Source organism: Herbidospora sp. NBRC 101105 (assembly GCF_030269205.1).
Classification (GTDB): domain Bacteria; phylum Actinomycetota; class Actinomycetes; order Streptosporangiales; family Streptosporangiaceae; genus Herbidospora; species Herbidospora solisilvae.
The window spans coordinates 225,682-249,299 of record NZ_BSSX01000009.1; the positions used below are offsets into that span (position 1 = coordinate 225,682).

General features: G+C 68.2%; 22 protein-coding genes, 1 tRNA gene and 2 pseudogenes. 14 read left to right on the forward strand and 11 right to left on the reverse strand.

Annotated elements, in window-relative coordinates; genetic code table 11:
• Complete coding sequence (locus tag QSK34_RS33495; RefSeq protein WP_285590227.1) at nucleotides 1-1,794, forward strand: ABC-F family ATP-binding cassette domain-containing protein; 1,794 nt, start codon at nucleotides 1-3, stop codon at nucleotides 1,792-1,794.
• Between the two features lie 105 nt (nucleotides 1,795-1,899).
• Here QSK34_RS33495 and QSK34_RS33500 read toward each other — a convergent pair whose 3' ends face one another.
• Both QSK34_RS33500 and QSK34_RS33505 read right to left on the reverse strand, forming a co-directional pair.
• Complete coding sequence (locus tag QSK34_RS33500; RefSeq protein ID WP_285590229.1) at nucleotides 1,900-3,408, reverse strand: trypsin-like serine peptidase; 1,509 nt, start codon at nucleotides 3,406-3,408, stop codon at nucleotides 1,900-1,902.
• Nucleotides 3,409-3,710: 302 nt separating this feature from the next.
• Entirely contained in the window at nucleotides 3,711-4,220 is a 510-nt protein-coding gene (locus QSK34_RS33505; protein WP_285590231.1) for a MarR family winged helix-turn-helix transcriptional regulator, read from the reverse strand.
• A gap of 59 nt (nucleotides 4,221-4,279) precedes the next feature.
• Here QSK34_RS33505 and QSK34_RS33510 point away from each other — a divergent pair, with 59 nt between their 5' ends.
• Nucleotides 4,280-5,044: a trans-aconitate 2-methyltransferase gene (locus tag QSK34_RS33510; RefSeq protein WP_285590234.1), complete on the forward strand. Its 765-nt coding sequence runs from the start codon at nucleotides 4,280-4,282 to the stop codon at nucleotides 5,042-5,044.
• 227 nt (nucleotides 5,045-5,271) lie between these two features.
• Nucleotides 5,272-6,756 carry a CYTH and CHAD domain-containing protein gene (locus QSK34_RS33515; protein WP_285590236.1) on the forward strand — a complete coding sequence of 495 codons (1,485 nt, stop codon included), beginning with the start codon at nucleotides 5,272-5,274 and terminating at the stop codon, nucleotides 6,754-6,756.
• Here QSK34_RS33515 and QSK34_RS33520 read toward each other — a convergent pair.
• The 4 genes from QSK34_RS33520 to QSK34_RS33535 form a co-directional block, all read right to left on the reverse strand.
• Entirely contained in the window at nucleotides 6,749-7,600 is an 852-nt protein-coding gene (locus tag QSK34_RS33520) for an NUDIX hydrolase (RefSeq protein WP_285590238.1), read from the reverse strand. The two genes, QSK34_RS33515 and QSK34_RS33520, sit on opposite strands and share 8 nt — an antisense overlap.
• Nucleotides 7,597-9,684, reverse strand: a complete 2,088-nt coding sequence (locus QSK34_RS33525; RefSeq protein ID WP_285590240.1) for an RNA degradosome polyphosphate kinase — start codon at nucleotides 9,682-9,684, stop codon at nucleotides 7,597-7,599. The genes QSK34_RS33520 and QSK34_RS33525 overlap by 4 nt, the downstream gene beginning before the upstream one ends.
• A 63-nt stretch (nucleotides 9,685-9,747) precedes the next feature.
• Nucleotides 9,748-10,593, reverse strand: a complete 846-nt coding sequence (locus tag QSK34_RS33530; RefSeq protein WP_285590242.1) for a TetR/AcrR family transcriptional regulator — start codon at nucleotides 10,591-10,593, stop codon at nucleotides 9,748-9,750.
• Nucleotides 10,594-10,659: 66 nt separating this feature from the next.
• Nucleotides 10,660-11,604: an acyl-CoA desaturase gene (locus QSK34_RS33535; protein ID WP_285590244.1), complete on the reverse strand. Its 945-nt coding sequence runs from the start codon at nucleotides 11,602-11,604 to the stop codon at nucleotides 10,660-10,662.
• Nucleotides 11,605-11,838: 234 nt separating this feature from the next.
• Here QSK34_RS33535 and QSK34_RS33540 point away from each other — a divergent pair.
• The 5 genes from QSK34_RS33540 to pth all read left to right on the forward strand — a co-directional run bounded on the left by QSK34_RS33540 (nucleotide 11,839) and on the right by pth (nucleotide 16,079).
• Nucleotides 11,839-11,914, forward strand: a tRNA-Gln gene (locus tag QSK34_RS33540).
• Nucleotides 11,915-12,009: 95 nt separating this feature from the next.
• On the forward strand, nucleotides 12,010-13,443 hold the full coding sequence (gene glmU / locus QSK34_RS33545) for a bifunctional UDP-N-acetylglucosamine diphosphorylase/glucosamine-1-phosphate N-acetyltransferase GlmU (protein ID WP_285590246.1): 1,434 nt from the start codon (nucleotides 12,010-12,012) through the stop codon (nucleotides 13,441-13,443).
• A 65-nt stretch (nucleotides 13,444-13,508) separates the two neighbouring features.
• The gene (locus tag QSK34_RS33550) at nucleotides 13,509-14,486 is read left to right on the forward strand and encodes a ribose-phosphate diphosphokinase (RefSeq protein WP_030451992.1); all 978 of its coding nucleotides are present in this window, start codon (nucleotides 13,509-13,511) and stop codon (nucleotides 14,484-14,486) included.
• Nucleotides 14,487-14,789: 303 nt separating this feature from the next.
• Nucleotides 14,790-15,422 (forward strand): 50S ribosomal protein L25/general stress protein Ctc, encoded by a 633-nt coding sequence (locus QSK34_RS33555; RefSeq protein ID WP_285590249.1) that lies wholly within the window; start codon nucleotides 14,790-14,792, stop codon nucleotides 15,420-15,422.
• Nucleotides 15,423-15,488: 66 nt separating this feature from the next.
• Nucleotides 15,489-16,079, forward strand: a complete 591-nt coding sequence (gene pth / locus QSK34_RS33560; RefSeq protein WP_161483612.1) for an aminoacyl-tRNA hydrolase — start codon at nucleotides 15,489-15,491, stop codon at nucleotides 16,077-16,079.
• Here the strand turns inward: pth and QSK34_RS33565 are convergent.
• A complete protein-coding gene (locus QSK34_RS33565) occupies nucleotides 16,063-16,986 on the reverse strand; it encodes a LysR family transcriptional regulator (protein WP_285590251.1) in 924 nt (307 codons plus the stop codon). The genes pth and QSK34_RS33565 overlap by 17 nt on opposite strands.
• A gap of 78 nt (nucleotides 16,987-17,064) precedes the next feature.
• Between QSK34_RS33565 and QSK34_RS33570 the strand changes: the two genes are divergently transcribed.
• From QSK34_RS33570 to QSK34_RS33580, 3 genes are read left to right on the forward strand one after another with little or no spacing between them, the layout of a single operon-like run.
• On the forward strand, nucleotides 17,065-18,249 hold the full coding sequence (locus QSK34_RS33570) for an MFS transporter (protein WP_285590253.1): 1,185 nt from the start codon (nucleotides 17,065-17,067) through the stop codon (nucleotides 18,247-18,249).
• A gap of 43 nt (nucleotides 18,250-18,292) precedes the next feature.
• A complete protein-coding gene (locus QSK34_RS33575; protein WP_285590255.1) occupies nucleotides 18,293-18,664 on the forward strand; it encodes a ClpX C4-type zinc finger protein in 372 nt (123 codons plus the stop codon).
• A 44-nt stretch (nucleotides 18,665-18,708) separates the two neighbouring features.
• The gene (locus QSK34_RS33580) at nucleotides 18,709-18,882 is read left to right on the forward strand and encodes a hypothetical protein (RefSeq protein WP_285590257.1); all 174 of its coding nucleotides are present in this window, start codon (nucleotides 18,709-18,711) and stop codon (nucleotides 18,880-18,882) included.
• A gap of 426 nt (nucleotides 18,883-19,308) precedes the next feature.
• Here QSK34_RS33580 and QSK34_RS33585 read toward each other — a convergent pair whose 3' ends face one another.
• The 3 genes and pseudogenes from QSK34_RS33585 to QSK34_RS37885 form a co-directional block, all read right to left on the reverse strand.
• Entirely contained in the window at nucleotides 19,309-19,512 is a 204-nt protein-coding gene (locus QSK34_RS33585; RefSeq protein ID WP_285590258.1) for a DUF397 domain-containing protein, read from the reverse strand.
• Nucleotides 19,513-19,601: 89 nt separating this feature from the next.
• Nucleotides 19,602-19,781, reverse strand: a pseudogene (locus tag QSK34_RS37880) (Scr1 family TA system antitoxin-like transcriptional regulator); the annotation flags it as partial.
• Nucleotides 19,766-20,038 (reverse strand): annotated as a pseudogene (locus QSK34_RS37885) (helix-turn-helix transcriptional regulator); the annotation flags it as partial. The pseudogenes QSK34_RS37880 and QSK34_RS37885, both read right to left, overlap by 16 nt.
• 20 nt (nucleotides 20,039-20,058) lie before the next feature.
• Here QSK34_RS37885 and QSK34_RS33590 point away from each other — a divergent pair.
• Nucleotides 20,059-20,334, forward strand: a complete 276-nt coding sequence (locus QSK34_RS33590; protein ID WP_285590259.1) for a hypothetical protein — start codon at nucleotides 20,059-20,061, stop codon at nucleotides 20,332-20,334.
• A 438-nt stretch (nucleotides 20,335-20,772) separates the two neighbouring features.
• Here the strand turns inward: QSK34_RS33590 and QSK34_RS33595 are convergent, their stop codons facing one another.
• Entirely contained in the window at nucleotides 20,773-21,345 is a 573-nt protein-coding gene (locus tag QSK34_RS33595; protein WP_285590261.1) for a 3'-5' exonuclease, read from the reverse strand.
• Between the two features lie 68 nt (nucleotides 21,346-21,413).
• On the opposite strand from QSK34_RS33595, the gene QSK34_RS33600 reads away from it, so the two are divergent.
• A complete protein-coding gene (locus QSK34_RS33600) occupies nucleotides 21,414-22,844 on the forward strand; it encodes a sugar transferase (RefSeq protein WP_502875559.1) in 1,431 nt (476 codons plus the stop codon).
• Between the two features lie 6 nt (nucleotides 22,845-22,850).
• Nucleotides 22,851-23,606 carry a 3'(2'),5'-bisphosphate nucleotidase CysQ gene (locus QSK34_RS33605; RefSeq protein ID WP_285590264.1) on the forward strand — a complete coding sequence of 252 codons (756 nt, stop codon included), beginning with the start codon at nucleotides 22,851-22,853 and terminating at the stop codon, nucleotides 23,604-23,606.
• The last annotated feature ends 12 nt before the right edge of the window (nucleotides 23,607-23,618 follow it).

Sequence of the window (23,618 nt, forward strand, 5' to 3'; positions counted from 1 at the left end):
ATGAATCTGGTCAATCTCGAATCCGTCTCCCATGCCTTCGGCCCGAAGGCGCTGCTCACCGGGGTGTCGCTCGGGGTCGAAGCGGGCGAGCGCATCGGTGTCGTCGGGCGCAACGGTGGCGGCAAGACCACCCTCGTCTCGATCATCGCCGGTGAGCTCACCCCCGACAGCGGGCGGGTCACCCACACGCGCAACCTGCGTGTCGGGGTGCTCGCCCAGCGCGACCTCTTCGACCCGAACGCGCCGATCCGCGACATCGTGCTCGGCGAGAAGGCCGAACACGAGTGGGCCGGCGACGCGCAGGTCCGCGAGATCCTCGCCAACCTGCTCGGCGACCTCGACCTGTCGGCCCACGCGGGCGCCCTGTCCGGTGGCGAACGCCGCCGGACCGCGCTGGCGAAGCTGCTCATCGGCGACCACGACCTGATCGTGCTCGACGAGCCCACCAACCACCTCGACATCGAGGCGATCGCCTGGCTGGCCGGCCACCTGTCGGCCCGCAAGTCGGCCCTCCTCGTCGTCACCCACGACCGCTGGTTCCTCGACGCCGTCTCCACCCGCACCTGGGAGGTCGTCGACGGCACCGTCGAGCGCTACGAGGGCGGCTACGCCGCCTATGTGCTGGCCAAGGCCGAACGGGCGCGCATCGCCCAGGCGGCCGAAGACCGGCGGCAGAACCTCATGCGCAAGGAGATCGCCTGGTTGCGGCGCGGCCCGCCCGCCCGCACGTCCAAGCCGAAGTTCCGCATCAACGCCGCCGAGGCGCTGATCGCCGACGTGCCCCCGGCCCGGGAGACCGTCGAACTGCTCAGGTTCGCGACCGCGCGCCTCGGCAAGACGGTGTACGACCTGGAGAACGTCACCCTCCACGCGGGCGGCCCGAACACCGGCCCGCTGGTGCTCGACCACTGCACCTGGCAGTTCGGCCCCGGCGACCGCATCGGCCTGATCGGCGTCAACGGCTCGGGCAAGTCGACGGTGCTCCGCCTGCTGTCCGGCACGGTCACGCCCGACGAGGGGAAGCTGGTCCAGGGCCGCACGGTCAAGCTGGCCCACCTGTCGCAGGAGCTCGCGGAGCTCGACCCGACCCGGCGCGTGCTGGAGACGGTCGAGGAGGTCCGCAAGTACATCACCGTCGGCAAGAAGGAGTGGACCGCCTCCCAGCTGCTCGAACGCCTCGGCTTCAAGGGCGAGGCGCAGTGGAAGGTCGTCGGCGATCTGTCGGGCGGCGAGCGGCGGCGGCTCCAGCTGCTGCGGCTGATCATGGACGAACCCAACGTCCTGCTGCTCGACGAGCCGACCAACGACCTCGACATCGAGACGCTGACCGAGCTCGAAGACCTGCTCGACGGCTGGCCCGGCACGCTCGTCGTGGTCAGCCACGACCGCTACTTCCTGGAGCGGGTCTCCGACCGCACGGTCGCGCTGCTGGGCGACGGCCGGTTGTCGATGCTGCCGGGCGGTGTGGACGAATACCTGGAGCGCCGCGCCGCCGGAACCGCGGTGTCGGCCCGCGCCGCGTCGGCGGAGCCCGTGGCGGCCGCCGGTGAGGCTCCGGCCGAGAAGAAGGTCTCCCAGAAGGAGCTGCGGGAGCTGCAGAAGGAGCTGAGCCGGCTGGAGCGGCAGCTCGACAAGCTCTCGGAGCGTGAGGCGAAGGTGCACACCCAGATGGCCGAGGCGGCCAGCGACTTCGAGAAGCTCGGCAAGCTCGACGCCGAGCTGCGCGACCTCGGGGCCCAGAAGGAGGCCACCGAGCTCGAGTGGATGGAGCTCGCGGAGCGCATCGGCGAATAGCGAGGGAAAAGAGAAGGAGCCCGGTTGGCCGACCGGGCTCCTGCTTTTTGCTTCAGATGACTTGGGGCACCAACCGAGTCATCTCAGCACTACGTGGTTGGAAGATCAGACGATCTTGCCGGACCAGAGAGCCGCCGCCACCTTGTAGACGCCGTAGGTCTCACCGTCGAAGTACGGGGAAACCGAGGTGTCGTAGCGCTTGTTGCCGTCGGTGTCAGCGACACCGATGGTCACGCCGTTCAGGTAGCCGAGGCGACGGGCGCTCTTGTACTGCGACAGCCACGACGAGCCCAGCGAGCCCTCGCCCGTGAAGGACGACTTGACCCCGATGATCTCCTCAGCCTTGATGTCCGAGGCCTTGGCCGCGAACGTCTTGCCGTAGGTCCACTTCAGGGTGTGGCCGGTGAAGGCGTGGTTGCCGTCCGGGTGCTTCCCGCTCGGGTAGCCGAACACGTAGACGCTCTGGCCAACCTTCTGGTTGTACGCCAGACCCTGGCCACCGACGTTGTCACCGAGGCGACCGACGTCCTTGAGGCCGATCGACAGGACGATGCCCTTGACCTTGTAGTCCAGGTCGTAGTTGATCCAGAAGGTCCGCTTGAAGTACTTCCACGAACCGTTGATCTTCTTCGAGTAGACGTAGGTGCTGTCGTTCAGCCAGTAGTCGTCACCGTCGTCCTGCACGCCCTGCGGCGCGCGGAACTCGGCCTGGCTGATCTGGACCTCGTTGAACCCGGTGCCGACCTTGTACGAGGGGGCCTGGGGGTTCGTGCCGTTGCCGTAGTTAGCAGCCTTGAAGGTGCTCCACTTGACGTCGACCTTCTTGCTCTCCGGGGTACCGACCGGAACGATCTTCCAGTGGTCGATGTACTCGATGATCTCGAGCTTGGAGTAGCCGGTCTCCTTCTTCGCCTCCAGCTCAGCCTTGGCCTTCTCGGCCAGGGCCTTGGTGGGGTAAGGCTTGGAGACCCAGTCGACGTCGGTGCCGCCGGCGACGGGGAGCACACCGTTGTACACGTTCACGAACGCGTAGTTGCGGTCGCCGTCCTCGTAGACGTCGAAGTCGTAGTGCGTGAAGGCCTGCTTGCCGACGTAGATGCCCCACGGGGTCTTGCCCTGGTAGTAACCGGGGATGAAGACCCACTTGTCGAGGGTGGCCTTGTTGGACGTCGTGTCGTAGACACAGTGTCCAGCGGTGGCGACGAGGTTCTTGTAAGCGCTCTGGAGCGAGGTGCCGGTGCACCAGTGCGGCTTGCCGTCAGCGCCGATGAAGAACACCTTGCCCGTGGTCTTGGGCAGGTTGACGTTCTTCGAGACGCTGGTGGTCTTCTTCTCGTCACCGATGGCCGGGACGACGCCGGGCTTCGTGTCGGCGGTGGGGCCACCGGTCGACACGTGCTTGCCGACGACCTGAGTCTCGACGTTGTAGGGCGTGGCGCCGATCAGGTTGGCCTTCGCCTCGCCGTACCAGAAGGCAGCGACCTGCTGCGCGGCGAGGTTGGTGTTGGCCAGGCTGTCGGAGGCGACGTCGCCAGCAGCCTGCGCCGGAGCGGCCACGACCGCGGAGGCAAGCAGCCCCGCGCTCAGACCGCCCAGAATGAGCGTGCGCTTCATGTGGAACTCCCAGGTCTGTCGTGGGACGTCACTTGCGCCCCATGCGTCAGGAAAGGAACGTTCAAGAAGCTATAAGACGGGATGAGGGTGTGAAAGCAAAAAGACCAACTGCCCGAGGCGGCTGGGGTGTGGAAAGTTGCTGTAAACCTGTGGGGTTCCTGTGAAGATTCCGTTATTTCCGCTGATCGTGGGGCATGTCGTTTGGTCACCCCATGGATCGATCCAGCTCGGGTGTGTGACGTAAATCACACCCCTCTGAAGGGAACCGGAAAGCGGGTCAACCCCGTCTTAGTCCGTCACGACTACGCGGAGTCGCTGGTGTCGAACGGCACGAGAAGGGTGCGCAGGAGCCCGGAAAGATCTTGTTGCTGCTGTCGGCCGAGGGTCGCGAGCAGCTCCTGCTCCCGCCTGAGCAGGTCGGCGAAGGCCGCGTCGACGCGTTCGAGCCCCTTGGTGGTCAACCGCACCAGCACGCCGCGCCGGTCGTCGGGATCGGGGTTGCGGGTGACGAATCCGGCGGCGGCCAGCCGGTCGATGCGGTTGGTCATGGTCCCGGACGTCACCAGAGTGGCCCGCAACAACGCCCCGGGGCTCATCTCGTAGGGGGAACCGGCCCGGCGCAGCGCCGTGAGGACGTCGAACTCCCAGGGCTCCAGCCCGTGTTCGGCGAAGGCGGCCCGCCTGGCCCGCTCCAGATGACGGCTCAGCCGCGACACGCGGCTCAGCACCTGGAGAGGCGTCACGTCGAGGTCGGGGCGCTCCTGCCGCCAGGCCGCGACGAGCCGGTCGACTTCATCCTCGGCTGAGCTCATGGATGACGAGTCTAGCTTTTCTTGACGTCAAGACATCTCTCTTGATATCAAGTATCTTTATGTCGAGAGAAACTGTCTGGGACCCCTCCGTCTACGGCCGGTACGCCGACGAACGTTCCCGGCCCTTCTACGAGCTCACCGGGCGGATCAGGGCCGAGGATCCGCGCTACGTCGTCGATCTCGGCTGCGGCACCGGAGACCTGACCGTGTCGCTGGCCGCCCGCTGGCCCGACGCCCGGATCCACGGGGTCGACTCCTCGCCCGAGATGATCGCCAAAGCCCCCGAGGGCGCCACCTTCGAGGTCGCCGACGTGCGCGACTGGCGTCCGGCCGAGCCGGTCGACGTCATCGTGTCGAACGCGCTGCTCCAGTGGGTGCCCGAGCACCGGGAGCTGCTCGTGGGCTGGGCCCGGGAGCTCAACCCGGGCGGCTGGCTGGCCTTCCAGGTGCCGGGCAACTTCGCCGCACCCAGCCACCAGGTCGTCAGGGAGCTCTGCCGGAGCCCCGAATGGGCCGCCGAGCTGGCCGACCTCGCCTGGCGAGACCCGGTCGACTCCGCGGCGGACTACCTGGAGCTGCTGGCGGCCGAGGGCCTGACCGTGGACGCCTGGGAGACCACCTACGTCCACGTCCTCCAGGGCGACGACGCGGTGCTCCGCTGGGTCACCGGCACGGCACTGCGCCCCATGCTGACCCGGCTGGGCCCGGAGCGCCGCGACCACTTCCTCGCCGACGCCGGCCGAGCGCTCGCCGAGGCCTATCCCCGCCGCGACTACGGCACCCCGTTCGAGTTCCGCCGCATATTCACCGTGGCACACAAATGATCATTCGTATTCGTTTTGCGGGCATTCATTGGTGATGGGCGTAGACACGCCCAGGTGTCCCGTTCAGGTGAAATCGCAGGCCGCAGCGCGCCGACGCCTGGACTGACGGAGCGCCGGGAGCGCAGCGACCAGAGCGGAGGAGGGAAGGCGTCGGATAAGAGCGCGAGGACCGCCGCGCCGGAGGCGCGGCCATCGAATAGGCGATTTGTTCACCTTCAGGTGGCATCATGGCCGCAATTCGGCCGTGTCGCGTTTACCTGGAGGTGCTGGTGGCGATCGAGATCGAGGACAAGTTCGATGTCCCAGACGAGTTCGTGGTGCCAGATCTGCTCGGCGTGAAAGGCGTCGAAGCGGTCTCCGGGCCGAAATCCCACCAGCTCGTGGCCGTTTACTTCGACACTCCCGATCTGCGGCTCGCCGCGCGGGGCATCACCCTGCGGCGGCGCCGCGGGGGCGACGACCCCGGCTGGCACCTGAAACTGCCCAAGGCCGCCGGGGTGCGGCAGGAGATCCAACTGCCCCTGACCCGCAGCGCCAAGGTGGTGCCGGCCGATCTGGCCGCGCAGGTGCTCGTCTACACGCGGGGCCACGCGCTGGTGCCGGTCGCCGAGCTCGACACCAAGCGGTCGGTGACCCGGTTGCTCGACGGTGACGAGCAGGTGCTCGCCGAGGTCGCCGACGACCGGGTCAAGGGGACCGTCTACGGCGACGTGCCGCGCGTCGAGCGGTGGCGCGAGGTCGAGGTCGAGCTCGTCAAGGGTGACGAGGCGCTGCTGAAGCGGGTGGGCAAGCGGGTGATCAAGGCGGGGGCTGCCACCGGTGGCTCCGCCAACAAGCTGGGGCGGCTGTTGGGCGAAGCCGTACAGAAACTGCCGAAGTCGCCTGCCGAGGGGACGGTCGGCGCCGCGGTCTTCGCCTACCTGCGGAGCCAGACCGACGCGCTGATCGCGCAGGACGGCCGGGTGCGGCGGGCCGAGGAGGACGCCGTGCACAAGGCGCGCGTGGCGTGCCGGCGGATGCGCAGCGCGTTCAAGGCCTTCTCCTCGATCGTGACCGAGTCGGACGCGCTCCAGGAGGAGCTGCGCTGGCTCGGCGAGGTGCTCGGCGAGGTGCGCGACCTGGAGGTCATCCAGGCCCGCTTCGGCAAGGAGCTCGACGGGCTCGACGACCACCTGATCGTCGGCCCGGTCCGCACCCGGCTGCTCGACGACCTCAAGCTCCAGGAGGAGGAGGGCTACGAGCGGGCCCGCGAGGCCATGACGAGTGAGCGTTACTTCGCCCTGCTCGACGCGCTCGACGAGCCCTACGTCTTCACCGGCCGCGCGACTCGCGAGGCCGGGCCCGAGCTGGCCAAGATCGTGGCCAAGGAGTGGAAGCGGGTGCACCGCAAGCACGCGACCGCCCAGGCCATCGACGACCCGCACGAGCGCGAGATCGCCATGCACGACGTGCGCAAGGCGGCCAAGCGCGCCCGCTACACCGCCGAGGCGGCCGGCATGGACGACGAGGCCGCCCGCGCCGAGGCGATCCAGGAGGCCCTGGGCACCTACCAGGACGGCGTGGTGGCCCAGGAGACGCTGGAGAAGGAGGCCGCGAAGGCCCGCGAGGCCGGCGAGGACACCTTCACCTACGGCGTGCTGGCCGGCCTGGAGCGCGCCGCCGCCGAACGCGCCCGCGACAAGTTCCCGAAGTTGTGGAAGAAACTCACGTGACGTAACGGTCGACGCTGACCAGTTCGCCCTCTGCGTGGTGGAGGACGGCGAACCCGCCCTTCTTGAGATGGGTGTCGCCGATCCGGCCCTCGGAGAGGGCGTCCAGCAGGTCGGGGAGGACCTTGCCGTGGCTGCAGAGCGCGGTCGGCTCGGTCAGTTTGCGGACCAGCCGCAGGGTGTCCTTGGGGTCGTAGCCGGGCTCGGAGAGCAGCTTCTCCTTGCGGATCGGCAGGCCCGTGGCGGTCGCGTAGGGCTTGAGGGTCTGGGTGCACCTGCGGCTGGGGGAGCTGACCAGGTGCTGGGGCGCGTAGGCGGCCAGGGCCGCGGCGACCACGTCGGCCTGGGCCAGGCCCTCGGCGTCGAGCGGACGCCGGTCGTCGTGGCCCTTCCACTCCGAGCGGCTGCCGGCCAGGCCGTGCCTGACCAGGATCAGCGGCACCGTGACCAGCGGGGCCGCCGTCAGGGCCCGTAGCAGGCCCGCGTCCCACTCGTAGGTGAGCCGGTCGCGGGCCTCGCCGAGAGACATCCAGACGACCTCGTCGACCTCGTCGACCGCCGTCAGGTCGTCTTCCGCGCTGACCCGCGCGGCCCAGTAGTCGACCCGTTTGAGGCGGCTGTCCTTCAGGTAGTGGACGGGCGGCAGCGAGCGGCCCAGCACGACCGACAGGCCGGTCTCCTCCCGGACCTCGCGGAGCGCTCCGGCGATGACGTGCTCGCCCTGCTTGAGTTTGCCCTTGGGGAACGACCAGTCGTCGTACTTCGGGCGGTGCACGACCGCCACCTCGGGGGAGGACTCGTCGCCGCGCCAGATCACGGCGCCGGCGGCGTGGATCACGTCGGTCATTTGCCGTCGTCCACGGTCCGCCAGCGTCGCGTGCCGATGAGATGCTGCTGCAGATCGGCGCCGCCGTTTTGGCGAAGCCAGCGGCCATCTGAGGTAAGCCACCATGTGTCCGTCCCGTCGGAGAACGCGCGGTCGAGCAGGTCGGCGATGTAGGACCGGTGTTGTGCTCCGGTCACCTTCACCAGGGCCTCCACCCTTCGGTCGAGGTTGCGTCGCATCAGGTCGGCGCTGCCGATCCACATCTCGGGCCGCCGTCCGCCGCCGAACTCGTAGATGCGGGAGTGCTCCAGGAAGCGCCCAAGGAGGCTTCTGACCCTGATCGTCTCCGACAAACCCGGCACGCCGGGCCGGAGTGTGCAGATGCCCCTCACCCACAGGTCGATCGGCACGCCGGCCTGCGAGGCCCGGTAGAGGGCGTCGATCACGGGTTCGTCGACGAGCGAGTTGGTCTTGATCCGGATCCGGGCCGCGCGGCCCGCCTTGTGGTGGGCGATCTCCCGGTCGATGCGGGCCAGCAGGCCCTGCCGCAGCGAGTGGGGCGCCACCAGCAGCCGCCGGTAGGCGGAGTGGTTGGAGTAGCCGGTGAGGTGGATGAACAGGTCGGTCACGTCCTCGCCGACGAGCGGGTCGGACGTGAGGAGGCCGAAGTCCTCGTACATTCGGGCGGTCTTCGGGTTGTAGTTGCCGGTGCCGATGTGGCAGTAGCGGCGCAGTTCGCCGTTCTGCTCCTGGCGCACGACCAGGGCCAGCTTGCAGTGGGTCTTCAGGCCCAGCACGCCGTAGACGACGTGGCAGCCGGCCTTCTCCAGTTTCCTGGCCCACGAGATGTTGGCGTGCTCGTCGAACCTGGCCTTGATCTCGACCACCACGACGACCTGCTTGCCCGCTTCGGCGGCGTCGATGAGGGCGTCCACGATCGGGGAGTTGCCGCTGGTCCGGTAGAGCGTCTGCTTGATCGCCAGCACCTGCGGGTCGGCCGCGGCGTGCTCGATGAAACGCTGCACGCTGGTGGAGAAGCTGTCGTAGGGGTGGTGCAGCAGGATGTCCTTCTCCCGCAGCGTCGCGAAGATGTCGTCGTCGGCGTGGATCACCTCGGCCGGCACGAACGGCCGGTAGCTGAGTTCGCCCCGGTTGTGGGTGGGCCCGAGGTCGGCGATCGTGTGCAGCCCCGACAGGTCGAGCGGGCCGGGCACCCGGTAGATCTCGTGGTCGTGTACGCCCAGCTCCTCGACCAGCAGGTCGAGCACCTCGGGCGTGATCGTGTCCTCGACCTCGATGCGGACCGGCGAGCCGAACCGGCGGCGGCGCAGTTCGCGTTCGAGGGCCTGCATGAGGTTCTCGGTGACGTCCTCGTCGACGTCGAGGTCCTCGTTGCGGGTGACCCGGAAGACGTGGTGCTGGACGATCTCCATGCCCTTGAAGAGCTGGCCGAGGTGGGCCGCGATGACGTCCTCAAGCGGCACGAACCGGTCTTTGGCCACCTTCACGAACCGGGGGAGCTGCTGGGGCACCTTCACCCGCGCGAAGACCGTGTTGCCGTTGACGGGGTTGCGGACCGTGACCGCCAGGTTGAGCGACAACCCCGAGATGTTCGGAAAGGGGTGGGCCGGGTCGACGGCCAGCGGCGTCAGCACCGGCCGGATCCGCTCCCGGAACAACTTCCGCATGACCGTGCGCTCGTCGCGCCCGAGGTCGGCCCAGCGGACGATCTCGATGCCCTCGGCCACCAGCTCAGGCACGATCGCCTTGTGGAACAGGGCGGCGTGGCGCTGCACCAGGACGTTGGCGATCCCGTTGATGCGCTCCAATTCGTCGCTCGGCTTCAGCCCGCTCTGCGCCCTGAGCAGGAGTCCCGTGGCCATCCGCCGTTTGAGGCCCGCGACCCGCACCATGAAGAACTCGTCGAGGTTGGTCGCGAAGATCGCCAGGAACCGCACCCGTTCGAGCAGGGGAAGCTTGGGGTCCTCGGCGAGTTCGAGCACCCGTTCGTTGAACTGGAGCCAGCTCTCCTCTCGGTTGAGGAATCGCTCGTGAGGGAGGGGAAGTTCCTCCGGGGAGATGGGCACGGAAATTTCGGCGGACATGTCCTGAATATGCCCGAGTTTGTTGAACGACGTGTTAACTTCCCCGCAACGAAATCGCCAGTCTCAGGCTTCACTCTCGCGGGCACGTGCGAGCTTCTCGTTCTCTCTCGCCTCGCGGGCGCGGATCTTCTCCTGCTCCCGCCGGAGCTTCTCGGCCTCCTTGGCCTCGCGCTCGCGCTGCCTCTCGGCCTCGCGCCAGAGTTTCTCCTGCTCCTTGCGCTGACGGCTGAGCTCTTTGGGGTCGGTCACGGGGCCGGGCGGTAGTGGCGGCGCCAGCACCAGCCCCCGGGAGGCGTTGGTCAGCCCCGGGGCCGGGTCGAGGTCGCTCAGCCCGTTCCAGCAGAGGTTCACCAGGTGGGCGGCGACCGTCTCACGGCTGGGTTTGCGCACGTCGAGCCACCACTGGCCGGTCAGGGCGACCATGCCGACGAGCATCTGGGCGTACATGGGGGCGGTCTTGGGGTCGTAGCCCCGGCCGGCGAACTCGTCGGCCAGCACGTCTTCGACCTGACTGGCGATGTCGCTGATCAGGCTGGCGAAGGTGCCGGTGCCGGAGGCGGCGTGGGAGTCGCGGACCAGGATCCGGAAGCCCTCGCTGCTCTCCTCGATGTACTGGAGCAGCGCCAGTGCGGCCCGCTCCACTTTCACTCGCGCGTGGGTCGCGGACAGGGCCTGGGTGACGAGGACGAGCAGGCGCTGCATCTCGCGGTCGATGACCACGGCGTAGATGCCTTCCTTGCCGCCGAAGTGCTCGTACACCACGGGCTTCGACACGCTGGCGTGTGCGGCGATCTCCTCCACCGAAGTGCCGTCGAAGCCCTTCTCCGCGAAGAGGGAGCGACCGATCTGGATCAGCTGCTCGCGCCGTTCCGCGCCCGTCATTCGCCTGCGGGATCTGGATTCGGTCACGGCACCATAATGGCGGGCCGTGAGAGTGGCGGCACAGGCACGCCCTCGCACGGCCCTCGATATGGACTAGGCAATGCGCTTCGCCGCCAGCCGCTCTGGATTGGGCCACCGCACGTCATAGGCCCAGCCGAAGCGCTCGAAGATCTTGATCAGACCGGCGCTCAGATCGATCTGGCCCTTCAGCACGCCGTGCCGCGCGCAGGTGGGGTCGGAGTGGTGCAGGTTGTGCCACGACTCGCCGAACGAGGGCAGCGCCAGCCACCACACGTTGCGGGACTTGTCGCGCGACTCGAAGGCCTCGTCGCCGAAGACGTGGCAGATCGAGTTGATCGCCCAGGTGACGTGGTGGAGCAGGCCGATGCGGACCAGGGTGCCCCAGAAGAAGGCCGTCGCGGCGCCCTGCCACGACCAGGTGATCAGGCCGCCGAGGATGGCCGGCAGCGCCAGCGAGGTGATCGCCAGCACCGGGAACATCTTGTGGAACTTCACGATGTCCGGGTCTTTGACCAGGTCGGGGGCGTACTTCTCGCGGTTGGCGCGCTCGGCTTCGAACAACCAGCCCATGTGGGCGTAGAGCAGGCCCTTGGTGACCGCCCAGAACGAGGTGCCGAAGCGCCACGGCGAGTGCGGGTCGCCGTCCTTGTCGGAGAACTTGTGGTGCTTGCGGTGGGTGGCGACCCAGTCGAGGACCGACATCTCCAGCGACATGCTGCCGGCGACGCCCAGAGCGATCTTCAGCGGCCGCTTGGCCTTGAAGGAGCCGTGGGTGAAGTAGCGGTGCAGGCCCACCGTCACGCCGAGACCGGTGAACATGTAGAAGACGAACGCGATGGCGATGTCGACCCAGCTCAGCCAGCCCCAGGCCCATGCCACCGGCACCGCGAGAGCCAGCGCCACCAGGGGCAGGCCCACGACGACGCCGAAGGTGATGATCTCGGGAGTGGTCTTCCTCTCGGGGTCCATGTCGGGTTTGGGCTGCTTGGGGGCCGGGCGCTCGGAGACTACGGTCATGAAGTACCTCGCGATCTGTGGTAGGTAGTGCCGGTTACGCCACCGTAACCTACGCCATCGTAAGTTAGGAAGTGCTAAGCCGAGAATGGGGAGAAGGTGTATCGTGAGCGGCCATCTCATGGCGCGAAACTGTCTTGCGGGAAAAGCTGCTGGTCTGCTATGGCGTGGCACGTTCCGGAAGTGACGCTTAACCACCACCCTTTCCGTGGGTGTGCCCGGTAAGCTTGGTGGCGATCCGGCGTTGGGTAATTGGCAGCCCGCCAACCTTTGGAGTTGGTTTGTCCTGGTTCGAGTCCAGGCGCCGGAACCAAATCGGGTCTCAGGTAAGCTCACGTTGTCGAGCGGGTGACCGTGCGGCATCCGTCAGCTGACCGTTTCGTTCGCGGATCCGAGGGAGCTCCCACAGTGAGTGCGCCGCGCCCGGCCGCCGTCATCGTCCTCGCCGCCGGTGAGGGCACCCGGATGAAGTCCACCACCCCCAAGGTCCTCCACGAGGTCTGCGGCCGCACGCTCGTCGGCCACATGCTCCACGCGGCCCAGGAGCTCGACCCCGAGCGGATGATCGTGGTGGTCGGACACGCCCGGGAGCAGGTCCAGGGTCATCTGGCGGCGGCGTTCCCGGGGGTCGTCCCGGTCGTCCAGGAACAGCAGAACGGCACCGGCCACGCCGTGCGGGTGGTGCTCGAGAACGTCGGCGTGATCGACGGAACGGTCCTGGTCGTGTACGGCGACACGCCCCTCCTGCGCGGCTCCACGCTGGCCGGGCTTCTCGAAAGGCACGCCGCCGACGGCAACGCGGTCACCGTGCTCACCGCCCACGTGCCCGACCCCACGGGCTACGGCCGCATCGTCCGCGGCGACGACGGCGCGGTGCTCGCGATCGTCGAGCACAAGGACGCCACGCCCGAGCAGCTCGCCATCGACGAGATGAACTCCGGCGTCTACGCCTTCGACGGCGCCCTCCTGGCCGATGCCGTCAAGCGCGTGTCGAGCGCCAACTCCCAGGGCGAGGAATACCTGACCGACGTGTTGTCGATCCTCCGCGAGGAGGGCCACCGCGTCGGCGCCCACGTCGCCGCCGACCACGTCGAGGTCGAGGGCGTCAACAACAAGGCCCAGCTCGCATTCGTGCGCCGGGTCCTCAACGACCGCATCCTCCACGACCACATGATCAACGGCGTGACGATCGTCGACCCGGCCTCGACCTGGATCGACGCCGACGTCACGCTGGAGGCGGACGCGGTGATCCACCCCGGCACCCAGCTCCACGGCTCGTCCTCCGCGGGCGCGGGCGCCGAGGTCGGCCCGGCCACCACGCTGACCGACACCGTCGTCGGCGCGGGCGCGGTGGTCCGCAACGCCGTCTGCGACTCGGCCGAGATCGGCCCCGGCGCGTCGGTGGGCCCCTTCGCCTACCTGCGCCCGGGAACGCGGCTGGGCGCGAAGGGCAAGATCGGAACCTACGTCGAGACCAAGAACGCCGTCATCGGCGCCGGCTCCAAGGTGCCCCACCTGAGCTACGTCGGCGACGCGACGATCGGCGAGGGCGCCAACATCGGCGCCGCGACCGTCTTCGTCAACTACGACGGCGTCGAGAAGCACCACACCACCGTGGGCGACCACGCCCGCGTGGGCAGCGACACCATGCTCGTCGCGCCGCTGACGATCGGCGACGGCGCCTACACGGCCGCCGGCTCGGTGATCGTCAACGACGTCCCCCCCGGCGCGATGGCCGTGGCACGCGGCCGCCAGCGCAACGTCGAGGGCTGGGTGATCCGCCGCCGGTCCGGCAGCAAGTCGGCCGAGGCGGCCCAGCGGGCCCTCGAAGAAGGTTCATAACAGTTCAAGGCGCGGGTAGACCCGCGTATCACTCGGTTTCCCCGGGGCCAGGAGGAGCAAGTCGCATGAGCGGGATCCAGACCATGGGCCAGAAGAACCTGATGTTCTTCTCGGGCCGGGCATACCCACAGCTTGCCGAGGAGGTCGCGCGCAACCTGGGGGTGGAGATCACCCCGACCTCCCTGCGTGACTTCGCCAACGGAGAGATCTACGTCCGCTACCTCGAATCGGTCCGGGGCTGCGACGCGTTCGTGATCCAGAGCCACACGGCTCCCATCAACCAGTGGATCATGGAACAGCTGATCATGGTGGACGCCCTGAAGCGGGCGTCGGCCAAACGGGTGACCGTCATCATGCCCTTCTTCGGGTACGCCCGGCAGGACAAGAAGGGCCGCGGCCGCGAACCCATCACCGCGCGCCTGATGGCCGACCTGTTCAAGCAGGCCGGCGCCGACCGGCTCATGTCGATCGACCTGCACACCTCGCAGATCCAGGGCTTCTTCGACGGCCCGGTCGACCACCTGTTCGCCATGCCGATCCTGATCGACTACCTGCGCGACAAGATCGACCCTGCCACCACGACGATCGTCTCGCCGGACACCGGGCGTGTGCGCCTGGCCGAACGGTGGTCCGACGCGCTGGGCACGCCGGTGGCGTTCATCCACAAGCGGCGCGACCTGGACGTGGCGAACCAGGTGAAGGTGAACGAGGTCGTCGGCAAGGTACGCGGGCGCACCTGCGTGCTGATCGACGACATGATCGACACGGGCGGTTCGATCTGCAAGGCGGCCGACGCGCTCTACGAGCACGGGGCGACCAATGTGATCGTGGCGGCGACCCACGCGGTGTTCTCGGATCCTGCGGTGGACCGGCTGAAGAACTCGGCGATCTCCGAGGTCATCGTGACGAACACGCTGCCGATCTCGGAGGAGCAGCGCTTCGACAAGCTGACGGTGTTGTCGATCGCCCCGCTGATCGCGCGGGCTATTACCGAGGTCTTCACCGACGGTTCGGTGACAAGCCTCTTCGAAGGCGATTCGTAGTCTGATGGCGCGTGCTTCGCACGCGCGGCCACGGGTTATTTGACCGCGCGTGCTTCGCACGCGCGGCCCGAGCGCTTTGATCCGGTGTCTTCCCTCCTCCGCTCTGGTCGCTGCGCTCCCGGCGCTCCGTCAGTCCAGACACCGGCCCGCTCGGGCACATCATGAGTAGACGTGGTGATCACGTCTGGCGTGGCTGGGGGTGTCTTGGAGTTGCACTAGGCTGGAACGAGTGCCTGTAACGCCTTCCGCTAGGGCGGGTGAGGGGTGGCGCTGAATCCGAATCGAGATCCCTAGGAGATCGTCGTGTCCGAAGTAAAGATCGCTTCCGAGCTGCGTGACCAGTTCGGCAAGGGCGCCGCTCGCAAGATCCGGCGCGCCAACCAGGTGCCCGTCGTCCTCTACGGGCACGGCACCGAGCCGCGTCACCTCACGATGCCCGGGCACGACCTGCTCCTCGCGCTCCGCACGCCCAACGTTCTCATCCGCATCGAGGGCGCGGTCAACGAGCTCGCTCTGCCCAAGGGTGTGCAGCGTGACCCGATCAAGGGCTTCCTGGAGCACGTCGACCTGATCCTGGTCCGCCGGGGCGAGAAGGTCACCATCGAGATGCCGGTCACCGTTTCCGGCGACGTCGTCAACGGCGCCATCCTCGACCAGCAGCTCGTGCAGATCTCGGTCGAGGCCGAGGCGACCAGCCTGCCGAGCGGCGTCGAGATCGACGTCGACGGCAAGGACGTCGGCTTCACGGTCACCGCCGGTGACCTCGAGCTGCCGAAGGGCACCACCCTCGCGGTCGAGCCCGACACGCTGGTGCTTCACGTCATCGCCGCGCCGACGGTCGAGCTGCCCGAAGAGGGCGAGGCCGCTGAGGCGCCCGCCGCCGAGGCCGCCGAAGAGGCCGCCGAGGGCGAGCCGGCCGCTGCCGCCGCCGAGTAAGGCGTTTCTGTAAGGTCCCCCACAGGGAGATCCTGTGGGGGACCTTTCCGTGTGAGGAGACATGCAGTGGACCGCTGGCTGATCGCCGGGCTGGGCAATCCCGGGCCCGAGTACGCCGGGAACCGGCACAACGCGGGCTTCATGGTGGCCGACGAGCTGGCCGCGCGGGTCGGCGGGCGGTTCAAGGCCCACCGCTCACGCGCGGAGGTGCTCGAAGGGCGGCTGGCGGGGGTGCCGGTGGTGCTGGCGAAGCCCATGACGTACATGAACCTGTCGGGCGGGCCGGTGAAGGCGCTGGCCGACTTCTACAAGACCGGGCTGAACCTCATCGTCGTCCACGACGAACTCGACGTGCCCTACGGCGCGCTGCGGGCCAAGAAGGGCGGCGGCGACAACGGGCACAACGGGCTGAAGTCGATCACCAAGGCGATGACCGCCGAATACCTGCGGCTGCGGTTCGGGATCGGGCGGCCTCCGGGGCGCATGGACACGGCCGTCTACGTGCTGAAGGACTTCGCGACCGCCGAGCGCAAGGACCTGCCGTTCCTGGTCGACCGGGCGGCCGACATGGTCGAGTCGCTGATGGTCAACGGGCTGGAGCCGACCCAGAACAAGTTCCACGCCGCCGACCTCAACCCGGTCAAGCCGCCGCGCTAGCCCAGTCGGGCGTCCACGTGCCGGCCCGAGGCCTGACGGTGCCCAGATGGTCGCGCAGGTCGCCGAGCGCGGCGTGCGGGTTGTCGCGCCGCCAGATCAGCGAATGGGGGTAGACCGGGGTCGGGTCCTGTACGGATATGCGGCGCAACCCCTGGTCGGCCGGCCAGACCAGCCGGGTCAGCTCGCCCACGAAGGTCGCCAGCGACGGCGACCCGGCGAGCGTGTCGAGCAGGGGATCGGTGCCGAAGCCGGGCCCGGTGACCTCGATGCCCAGCCCGAACGCGGCGGCGAGCGCGTCGTAGTAGGCGGCCCACTCGGTCCCGGCGACGATGCCCGGCATCCAGATCCGGTGCCCGGCCAGGTCGGCGGGGGTGACCGACGAGGCGTCGGCGAGCGGGTGATCGGGCCCGGTCAGCAGTTGCACCGGCTCGTCGAAGACCCGCACGGCCCCGATGTCGGCCGAGAGCCGCGACCGGTCGACGGCCCGGAACGACGCGTCGATCGAGCCCGAGGTGAGCGCCTCGACGGCCGCGTCGGCGTCGAAGAGCGTCACCACGTCGAGTTCGACCTCGGGCCGCGCCCGGTGGAACCCGCCCAGCACCGACGCGGGCGCGAGCCGCCGGCCGATCACGTCGACCCGCAGCGCACGGCGGCCGGGCCGCACACTGGCGAGCGCCCGTTCCTCGGCCCGCAGCAGGTCGCGGGCGTGGGGGAGGAACGCCTGCCCGTCGAGCGTGAGCCGGGCGCCCCGCGCGGTCCGGGTGAACAGCCGCACCCCGAGCGTGCGCTCCAGCGTGGCGATGCGCTTGGACACGGCCTGCTGGGTGATCGACAGATCGTCGGCGGCGTCCTGGAAGCGGCCCGCGTCGACGACCGCCACGAAGCTGCGCACGACGTCCAGATCCACCCCCGAAGGGTATACAACGTCCCGTTGTGCGGCCCGGGATCGATAGTTGTTTGAGCCGGTTCGCCCCGACCCGCTTCGATGCTCACCGTGGATCGGCGATTCGTGTGGGTGTGGGCGGCATACGCGGTGAGTGCCTATGGCACGTGGCTGGGGTTCGGGGCGTTTCCGCTGATCGCGGTGCTCGTGCTCGACGTCGGGCCGGCGCAGGTGTCGGCGTTGTCGGCCGCCGGGCTGGCCGTGGGGGCGGTTGTGGCGGTGCCGCTCGGGCCGTGGGTGGAGTTCCGGGGCAAGCGCCAGGTGATGGTCGCGGCGGACCTGATCCGGTTCGGTGCCCTCGCCAGCGTGCCGGTCGCGTTCGTGTTCGGGTGGCTGACCTTCGTGCAGCTCGTGGTGGTCTCGGTCGTCGCCGCGGCGGCGAAGATCGCCTTCAACGCCGCCTCCGGCGCCTACCTGAAAGGGCTGCTCCCGCCGCCGGAACTGCTCGTCGCGAACGGGCGGCTGGAGTCGACGATGTGGTCGGCGAGCGTGGTCGGCCCGCCGCTCGGCGGGGCGGCGATCGGGGTGTTCGGGCCGGTGGTGACGGTGCTGGCCGACGCGGTCAGCTATCTGGTGTCGGCGTTGTGCGTCCGCGCGATCGGCGGCGGCGAGCCGCCCCCGGCGCGGCGCCCCGCGCGGCTGCGGCCCGCCGACCTGCTCGACGGGTGGCGCGAGATCCTGGCCCACCGGGCACTGCGGCGGCTGTTCTGCACCACGGTGCTGTTCAACGGCCTGCTGCTGGCCACCGAACCGCTGCTGGCCGTCCTGCTGCTCGACCGGCTCGGCTTCACCCCGTGGCAGTACGGGCTGGTCTTCGCGCTCCCGTGCCTGGGCGGCCTGGCCGGGGCGAGGCTGGCGCGGCGATTGGTGGCCCGGTTCGGCCAGAGCAGGGTGCTCCGCGTCGCGGGCGTGTTGCGGACCTGCTGGCCCGTGTGGCTGGCGTTCGTGCAGCCGGGCGTGCCGGGGATCGTGCTGGTGATCGTCGTCCAGTTCGGGCTGGTGTTCTGCTGCGCGGCGTTCGCGCCGGTCCTGGCGACGTACCGGCTGGAGCGCATCACCCCCGACCGGGTCGCCCGGACGCTGACCGCCTGGTCGGTCACCGGCAGCCTCGCCATCGCCGCCCTCACCGCGATCTGGGGCCTGCTGGCCGCGGCCATCGGCCCCCGCGAGGCCGTCGCCGTGGCCGGGGTGCTCATCCTGTTCACCGGCTTGTCAGGGAAGCCCTGACGCACTAATTTGTCAGGACACCCCTGACGAAGAGGAGCGTCTCATGACAGTGGAAGCCCGCATCCGGTGTTCCTTCTGCGGGAAGCCCGACACCGAGGTCGAACGCATCGTCGCCGGTCCGGGCGTCTACATCTGCGACCAGTGCGTCGGCCTGGCCGTGACAGTGATCGAACAGAGCGCCGCCCTGGCCGAGGAGGGCGAGGCGAAGCCGAAGCTCCCCATGTGGAACTCCCTGTCCGACGACGAGATGCTGAACCACATCCCCCGGGTCTCCGCCCACATCGACGCGACAGAGGCAGACCTGGTGGCCTGGGTCCGCGAACTCCGCCGCAGAGGCGTGACGTGGACGAAGATCGGCGAGTCGCTGGGCATCACCCGCCAGTCAGCCTGGGAACGCTTCTCCGGCGAAGAATAAAAACAGCCCCGCCGGACGTGCTGGCCACGCCAGACGTGTTGACCATGCTGGACGTGCTGATCAGGCCGGACGTGCAGATCAGGCCGGACGTGCAGATCAGGCCGGACGTGCTGACCACGCTGGACGTGGACCACGCCAGACGTGCTGATCAGGCCGGACGTGCAGATCACGCCAGACGTGCAGATCACGCCAGAAGTGATGACCACGTCTACTCATGATTTGCCCGAGCGCGCCGGTGTCTGGACAAACGCACCTTCGTAGAGTGACCTAATGAAACCTATGCTGACCTGGACATATAGGCCGCTTGCAGGGGTGGCCTAACCGTGACCTCGCGCATCGTGGGTGTGCGAGTCTGGCCGTGCTCCGGCAGAGGGCTCTAGGGCGGCGTCTCGGAGTGGCTTCGCCGCTCGTGCCAGTCCTGCGCTGCTCCCGCTCGCTGCCCCCCTCCGGGTCTATCAGGCGGAGGTCAGTCAAGGATGGCCTTGCGTGTACATCGCCCGGTGGCCTTCCATCGCGACTGGTTGGCCTACGTGCAGGGCCGTCCTTGACGGAACCCGGCTGACCCGGACACTCGGGGGCGGTTGTAGTGCTACTGCCGTTGCGTGTGGGGACGACAGGGCTCGCCTGCGCGTGGCACCTGCCGGTCAGCCGAATTCGCCGTCTTTGACGGCCCCGAGGAATGCTGACCATTCACCAGGGGTGAAGACGAGCGCTGGTCCGTGGGGGTTCTTGCTGTCGCGGACCGCGATGATTCCGGGAAGGTTGTCCGCGACTTCGACGCCGCTGCGGGAGCTCTTTCGCCAGACGGACCCAGAGAGGTCTGCGCCCAACAGGTCTGTTGCGTCCATTGGTCCACAGCTTTCTTGATCACTGCTAGTGATTCGCCGGGACGATAGGCCTCGGCGCGGCTCGGGATCGGGTGTCGAGAGGTGTCCTTGGAGACGGCTCGTGCGTAGTTCTCGGTTTGCAGCAGCCCGGAAACCAGTAGGGGATTCCCACTCCGCAGGACTCGTGCGCGTGACTCGATCTCTTCGACCCAGCGGAGTAACCAGCTGGTGTCGAGATGTTTCTGTAGAGGCGGACGAAGATGTCGCCAGTGCCCAAGACCTCGTCGCACGCGGCGCCCAGTTCCCGACTGGGTGATCTGTTGCCGGGTTCGATGTGCCCGATGAGTGATGGCGAGACGCCTACATGTGCTCCGAGCCGTTTTTGCGACAGGCCGGCGTTCTTCCTCACCCGCGATAACTCGCGGCCGAAACGCCGACGTGGGCTCAGATGGGAGCCTCGATCCAGAGTTGATCTTTGTTCGGATGGCTGCTCAATGTGGTCGCCGCGAGGTCCATACGGTTTCTCTGCCCTTGCCGTCAGCCGCAAGGCCCAAGGATGATTCGATCATGAATCGGTCGGCAGAATACCTGTCACGGGGCCTGCTCGGTGCGGTCGCGGCTCTTGGTGTGTACGTTGCCGTGGCCTTCGCCGTCGCCGTACTGACGTTCAGCCTCGCCCTGCTACCGATCCTCATGCTCTATACGCCGTTCGTGTTCCTGATAGTCGGCGTGGTCAGAATCATCGTCGTGTCAACAACCACCCGGTCGCGAGCGACTCTCGCGTTCTGGGCCGGATGGACGCTATGCCCGGGCATATACCTCGTGATCCTCTTCGCGAGGTGACGCCGCACCACAATGGCACTCACAAGCGCCTCGTCGCGGTCGGCGCCGTTCGGGGTTGAGGGGGATCGGAGGTCCAGGGCTTCGTCCCCCGGCCCACCCGGCTCACTCGGCTGCGATGGGAGCTGCGACTGATGTGTCAGCAATCATGCCGTGTGGTTGCGGTGGGCTCCCCGCGACATCCGATGCGCCGTGCATGCCCGTTGGTTGTCCTCGTGCTGCTTGGCCGGCGACTTCATACGCTTAGTCCGGTCTTCACTCATGCGCGGCAGTGGACCGGCTTGCCGTGCCGGTGTCTGGACTGACGGAGCGCCGGGAGCGCAGCGACCAGAGCGGAGGAGGGAAGACACCGGATCAAAGCGCTCGGGCCGCGCGTGCGGAGCACGCGCCGTCAAACAACCCGCGCCGTCAAACACCCCTGCGCATGCGGAGCATGCGCCATTAAACCCTCCATTCCATGATGTTCTGGAACAGTTCCGCCTGTTCGATCGCGTCGTCCAAGGCGTGATGTGAGTGCGGATGCGTGGAACGTAGCTCTTTCGGCATCTGTCGTTTCGACGACCATGTGAGGGGAACACCCGCTTTCGCGGCATACAAGGTCTTGATGTCGAGCGCCCTGGAATGCCCGAACGGTGAATCCCCCGCGAAATTGATGAAATACCAGTACATCCACATCCAGTCGAAGGACAATGGAAACGCGACCAGCACCGGAGTCGTCCCGTCGCACACCTTTCGCACCCACGCCGCCGCCGACTCCATCGCCTCTTTGGGGTCGCGGCCCTCACGAAGCAGCAGGTCACGGTCGAGGCCGCTGACCTCCAGCGCCGAGGGCACGAATTCGTCGCTGATCGGGCGCAGTTCCGCGTAAAAGGTGGTCAGGGTCGGGTCGTGCCGGGTGAACTCACGCCCGAGCCGCCGGCCCGCGACCGTCATCCCGAAACTCACCATGGAATATGGGCCGGGAATGGGGCCGTCCGCCTCGATGTCGACGGATATGTACGTCTCGGCTTTCACTGAATTCTCCCAGGAGCTGGCGCTAGCATTCCTGCGGTCGGTAAACGTTCGGTAAAGGGGGCTTGTGGGTGACAGTCGTCGATCGGCCGAGAACGGCCGTGAAGCGCGTGGGTCCGGGGTGGGCGGCGCGATATCGGGCCACGGTGGTCGTCTCCGACATTCTGTGCGCCCTTCTCGCCGGTGGTGTGGCGGTCGTCGTCCGGTTCGGTGAGGTTACTCCCTACGTCGAGCCTTACGCACTGTCAAGCGCGGCGTTGCCGTTCTTGTGGGTCGTCGTCGTCGGGCTGAGCCGGGCCTACGAACCGCGCTTCGCGGGGGTCGGGTCGGAGGAGTTCCGGCGGGTCGCGCGGGCCGGGGTGATGCTCACCGCCGCCGTCGCCGTGGTGGCGTACGCGACCAAGATCGACGTCGCACGGGGTTACGTTATCATCGCGTTACCACTGATGACCGTCTTAACACTGCTTGCCCGATATGCCCTGCGGCGCAGGCTGCACCGCAAACGGGCCAGGCTCCAGTGCATGCGGCGGGTCATCGCGGTGGGCCACCAGGGGTCGGTCGCCGACCTGGTGCGGCTCCTGCAGAAGGAGCGCTACCACGGCATGCACATCGTCGGGGCCTGTCTCCCCGACGAGGGCGCCTGCGCCGCGGACGTGGGCGTGCCGGTGCTCGGCGGGTTCTCCGACGTGCCGCTCGTGGTGGCGCAGGCCCAGGCCGACACGGTCGCGGTGCTCGCCTGTCCCGAGCTCGACGGTTCGGCGCTGCGGCGGCTAGCCTGGCGGCTGGAGAAGTCGCGCACCGATCTGGTGGTGGCCCCGGCGCTGATGGAGGTCGCGGGGCCGCGTACGACGATCAGGCCGGTGGCGGGCATGCCGCTGCTGCACGTCGAGCACCCCGAGCTGGCCGGCGGGCGGCGGCTCGTCAAGAACGTCTTCGACCGCGTCGTCGCGGGGCTCGGCCTGCTGCTGGTCTCCCCGTTGTTCCTGCTCATCGCGGTGGCCGTGCGGGTGACCAGCCCGGGGCCGGCGTTCTTCCGGCAGACCCGGGTCGGCAAGGACGGCCGCACGTTCACCATCGTCAAGTTCCGCACGATGGGCGTCGACGCCGAGAGCCGCAAGGTCGAGCTTGCCAGCGACATCGACGGCGTCCTGTTCAAGATCAAGCATGACCCCCGCGTCACCCGCGTCGGCGCCTTCCTCCGCCGTCACTCCCTCGACGAGCTGCCCCAGCTCGTGAACGTGGTCAAGGGCGACATGTCCCTCGTGGGCCCCCGTCCGCCGCTGCCCGAAGAGGTCGCCCGCTACGGCGACGACGTGCGGAGGCGACTTCTCGTCAGGCCCGGCATGACAGGGTTGTGGCAGGTCAGCGGCCGATCGGATCTGTCGTGGGAGGAAGCGGTACGGTTGGACCTGCGCTACATGGAAAACTGGTCACTCACCCTCGACCTCCAGATCATGTGGAAGACGTGGTCGGCCGTGGCACGCGGATCGGGAGCCTACTAACCAGTGATGACGATCAGAGACGATCACTCGCTCGCCGGAGACCTCGCGACGGAGGCAGGTGAGAAACTGCTCCGCCTGCGCGCCCAATACGGGTTCGACGACGCCAAGGCGCTGAAGGACGCGGGCGACCGCTCGTCCCACGACTTCCTCGTCGAATCGCTCGAACGGCTGCGCCCGAGCGACCACATCCTGTCCGAAGAGGGCGAGCGCACCAACCCCGCACGGTTGTCGGCCAACCGGGTCTGGATCGTCGACCCCCTCGACGGCACCCGCGAGTTCTCCGAGGCCGGCCGCACCGACTGGGCCGTCCACGTGGCGTTGTGGGAAGAGGGCAGGCTCGCCGCCGGGGCCATCGCGCTCCCGGCCCAGGGCGCGACGCTGACCACGGCGAACCCGCCGAAGTTGCCGGCCGGCAACGGTCAGCGCCCCCGGATCGCGGTGTCCCGCACCCGCCCGCCCGAGTTCGTGCAGAAGCTCGCCCACCTGGTCGGGGCCGACCTCGTCCCCATCGGCAGCGCCGGCGCGAAGATCGCCGCCGTGCTGACCGGTCAGGTCGAGGCATACGTCCACGCGGGTGGGCAGTATGAATGGGACTCGGCCGCCCCGGTGGCCGTGGCGCTGGCGGCCGGAGCCCACGCGAGCCGGATCGACGGGTCGGAACTGATCTACAACCAGGCCGACCCCTCACTGCCGGATATCCTGGTTTCCCTACCGGACTTGGCGCCGACGCTGCTCGCCGGGATCCGTGATCTTCACCAGTGACTCGATAAGGAA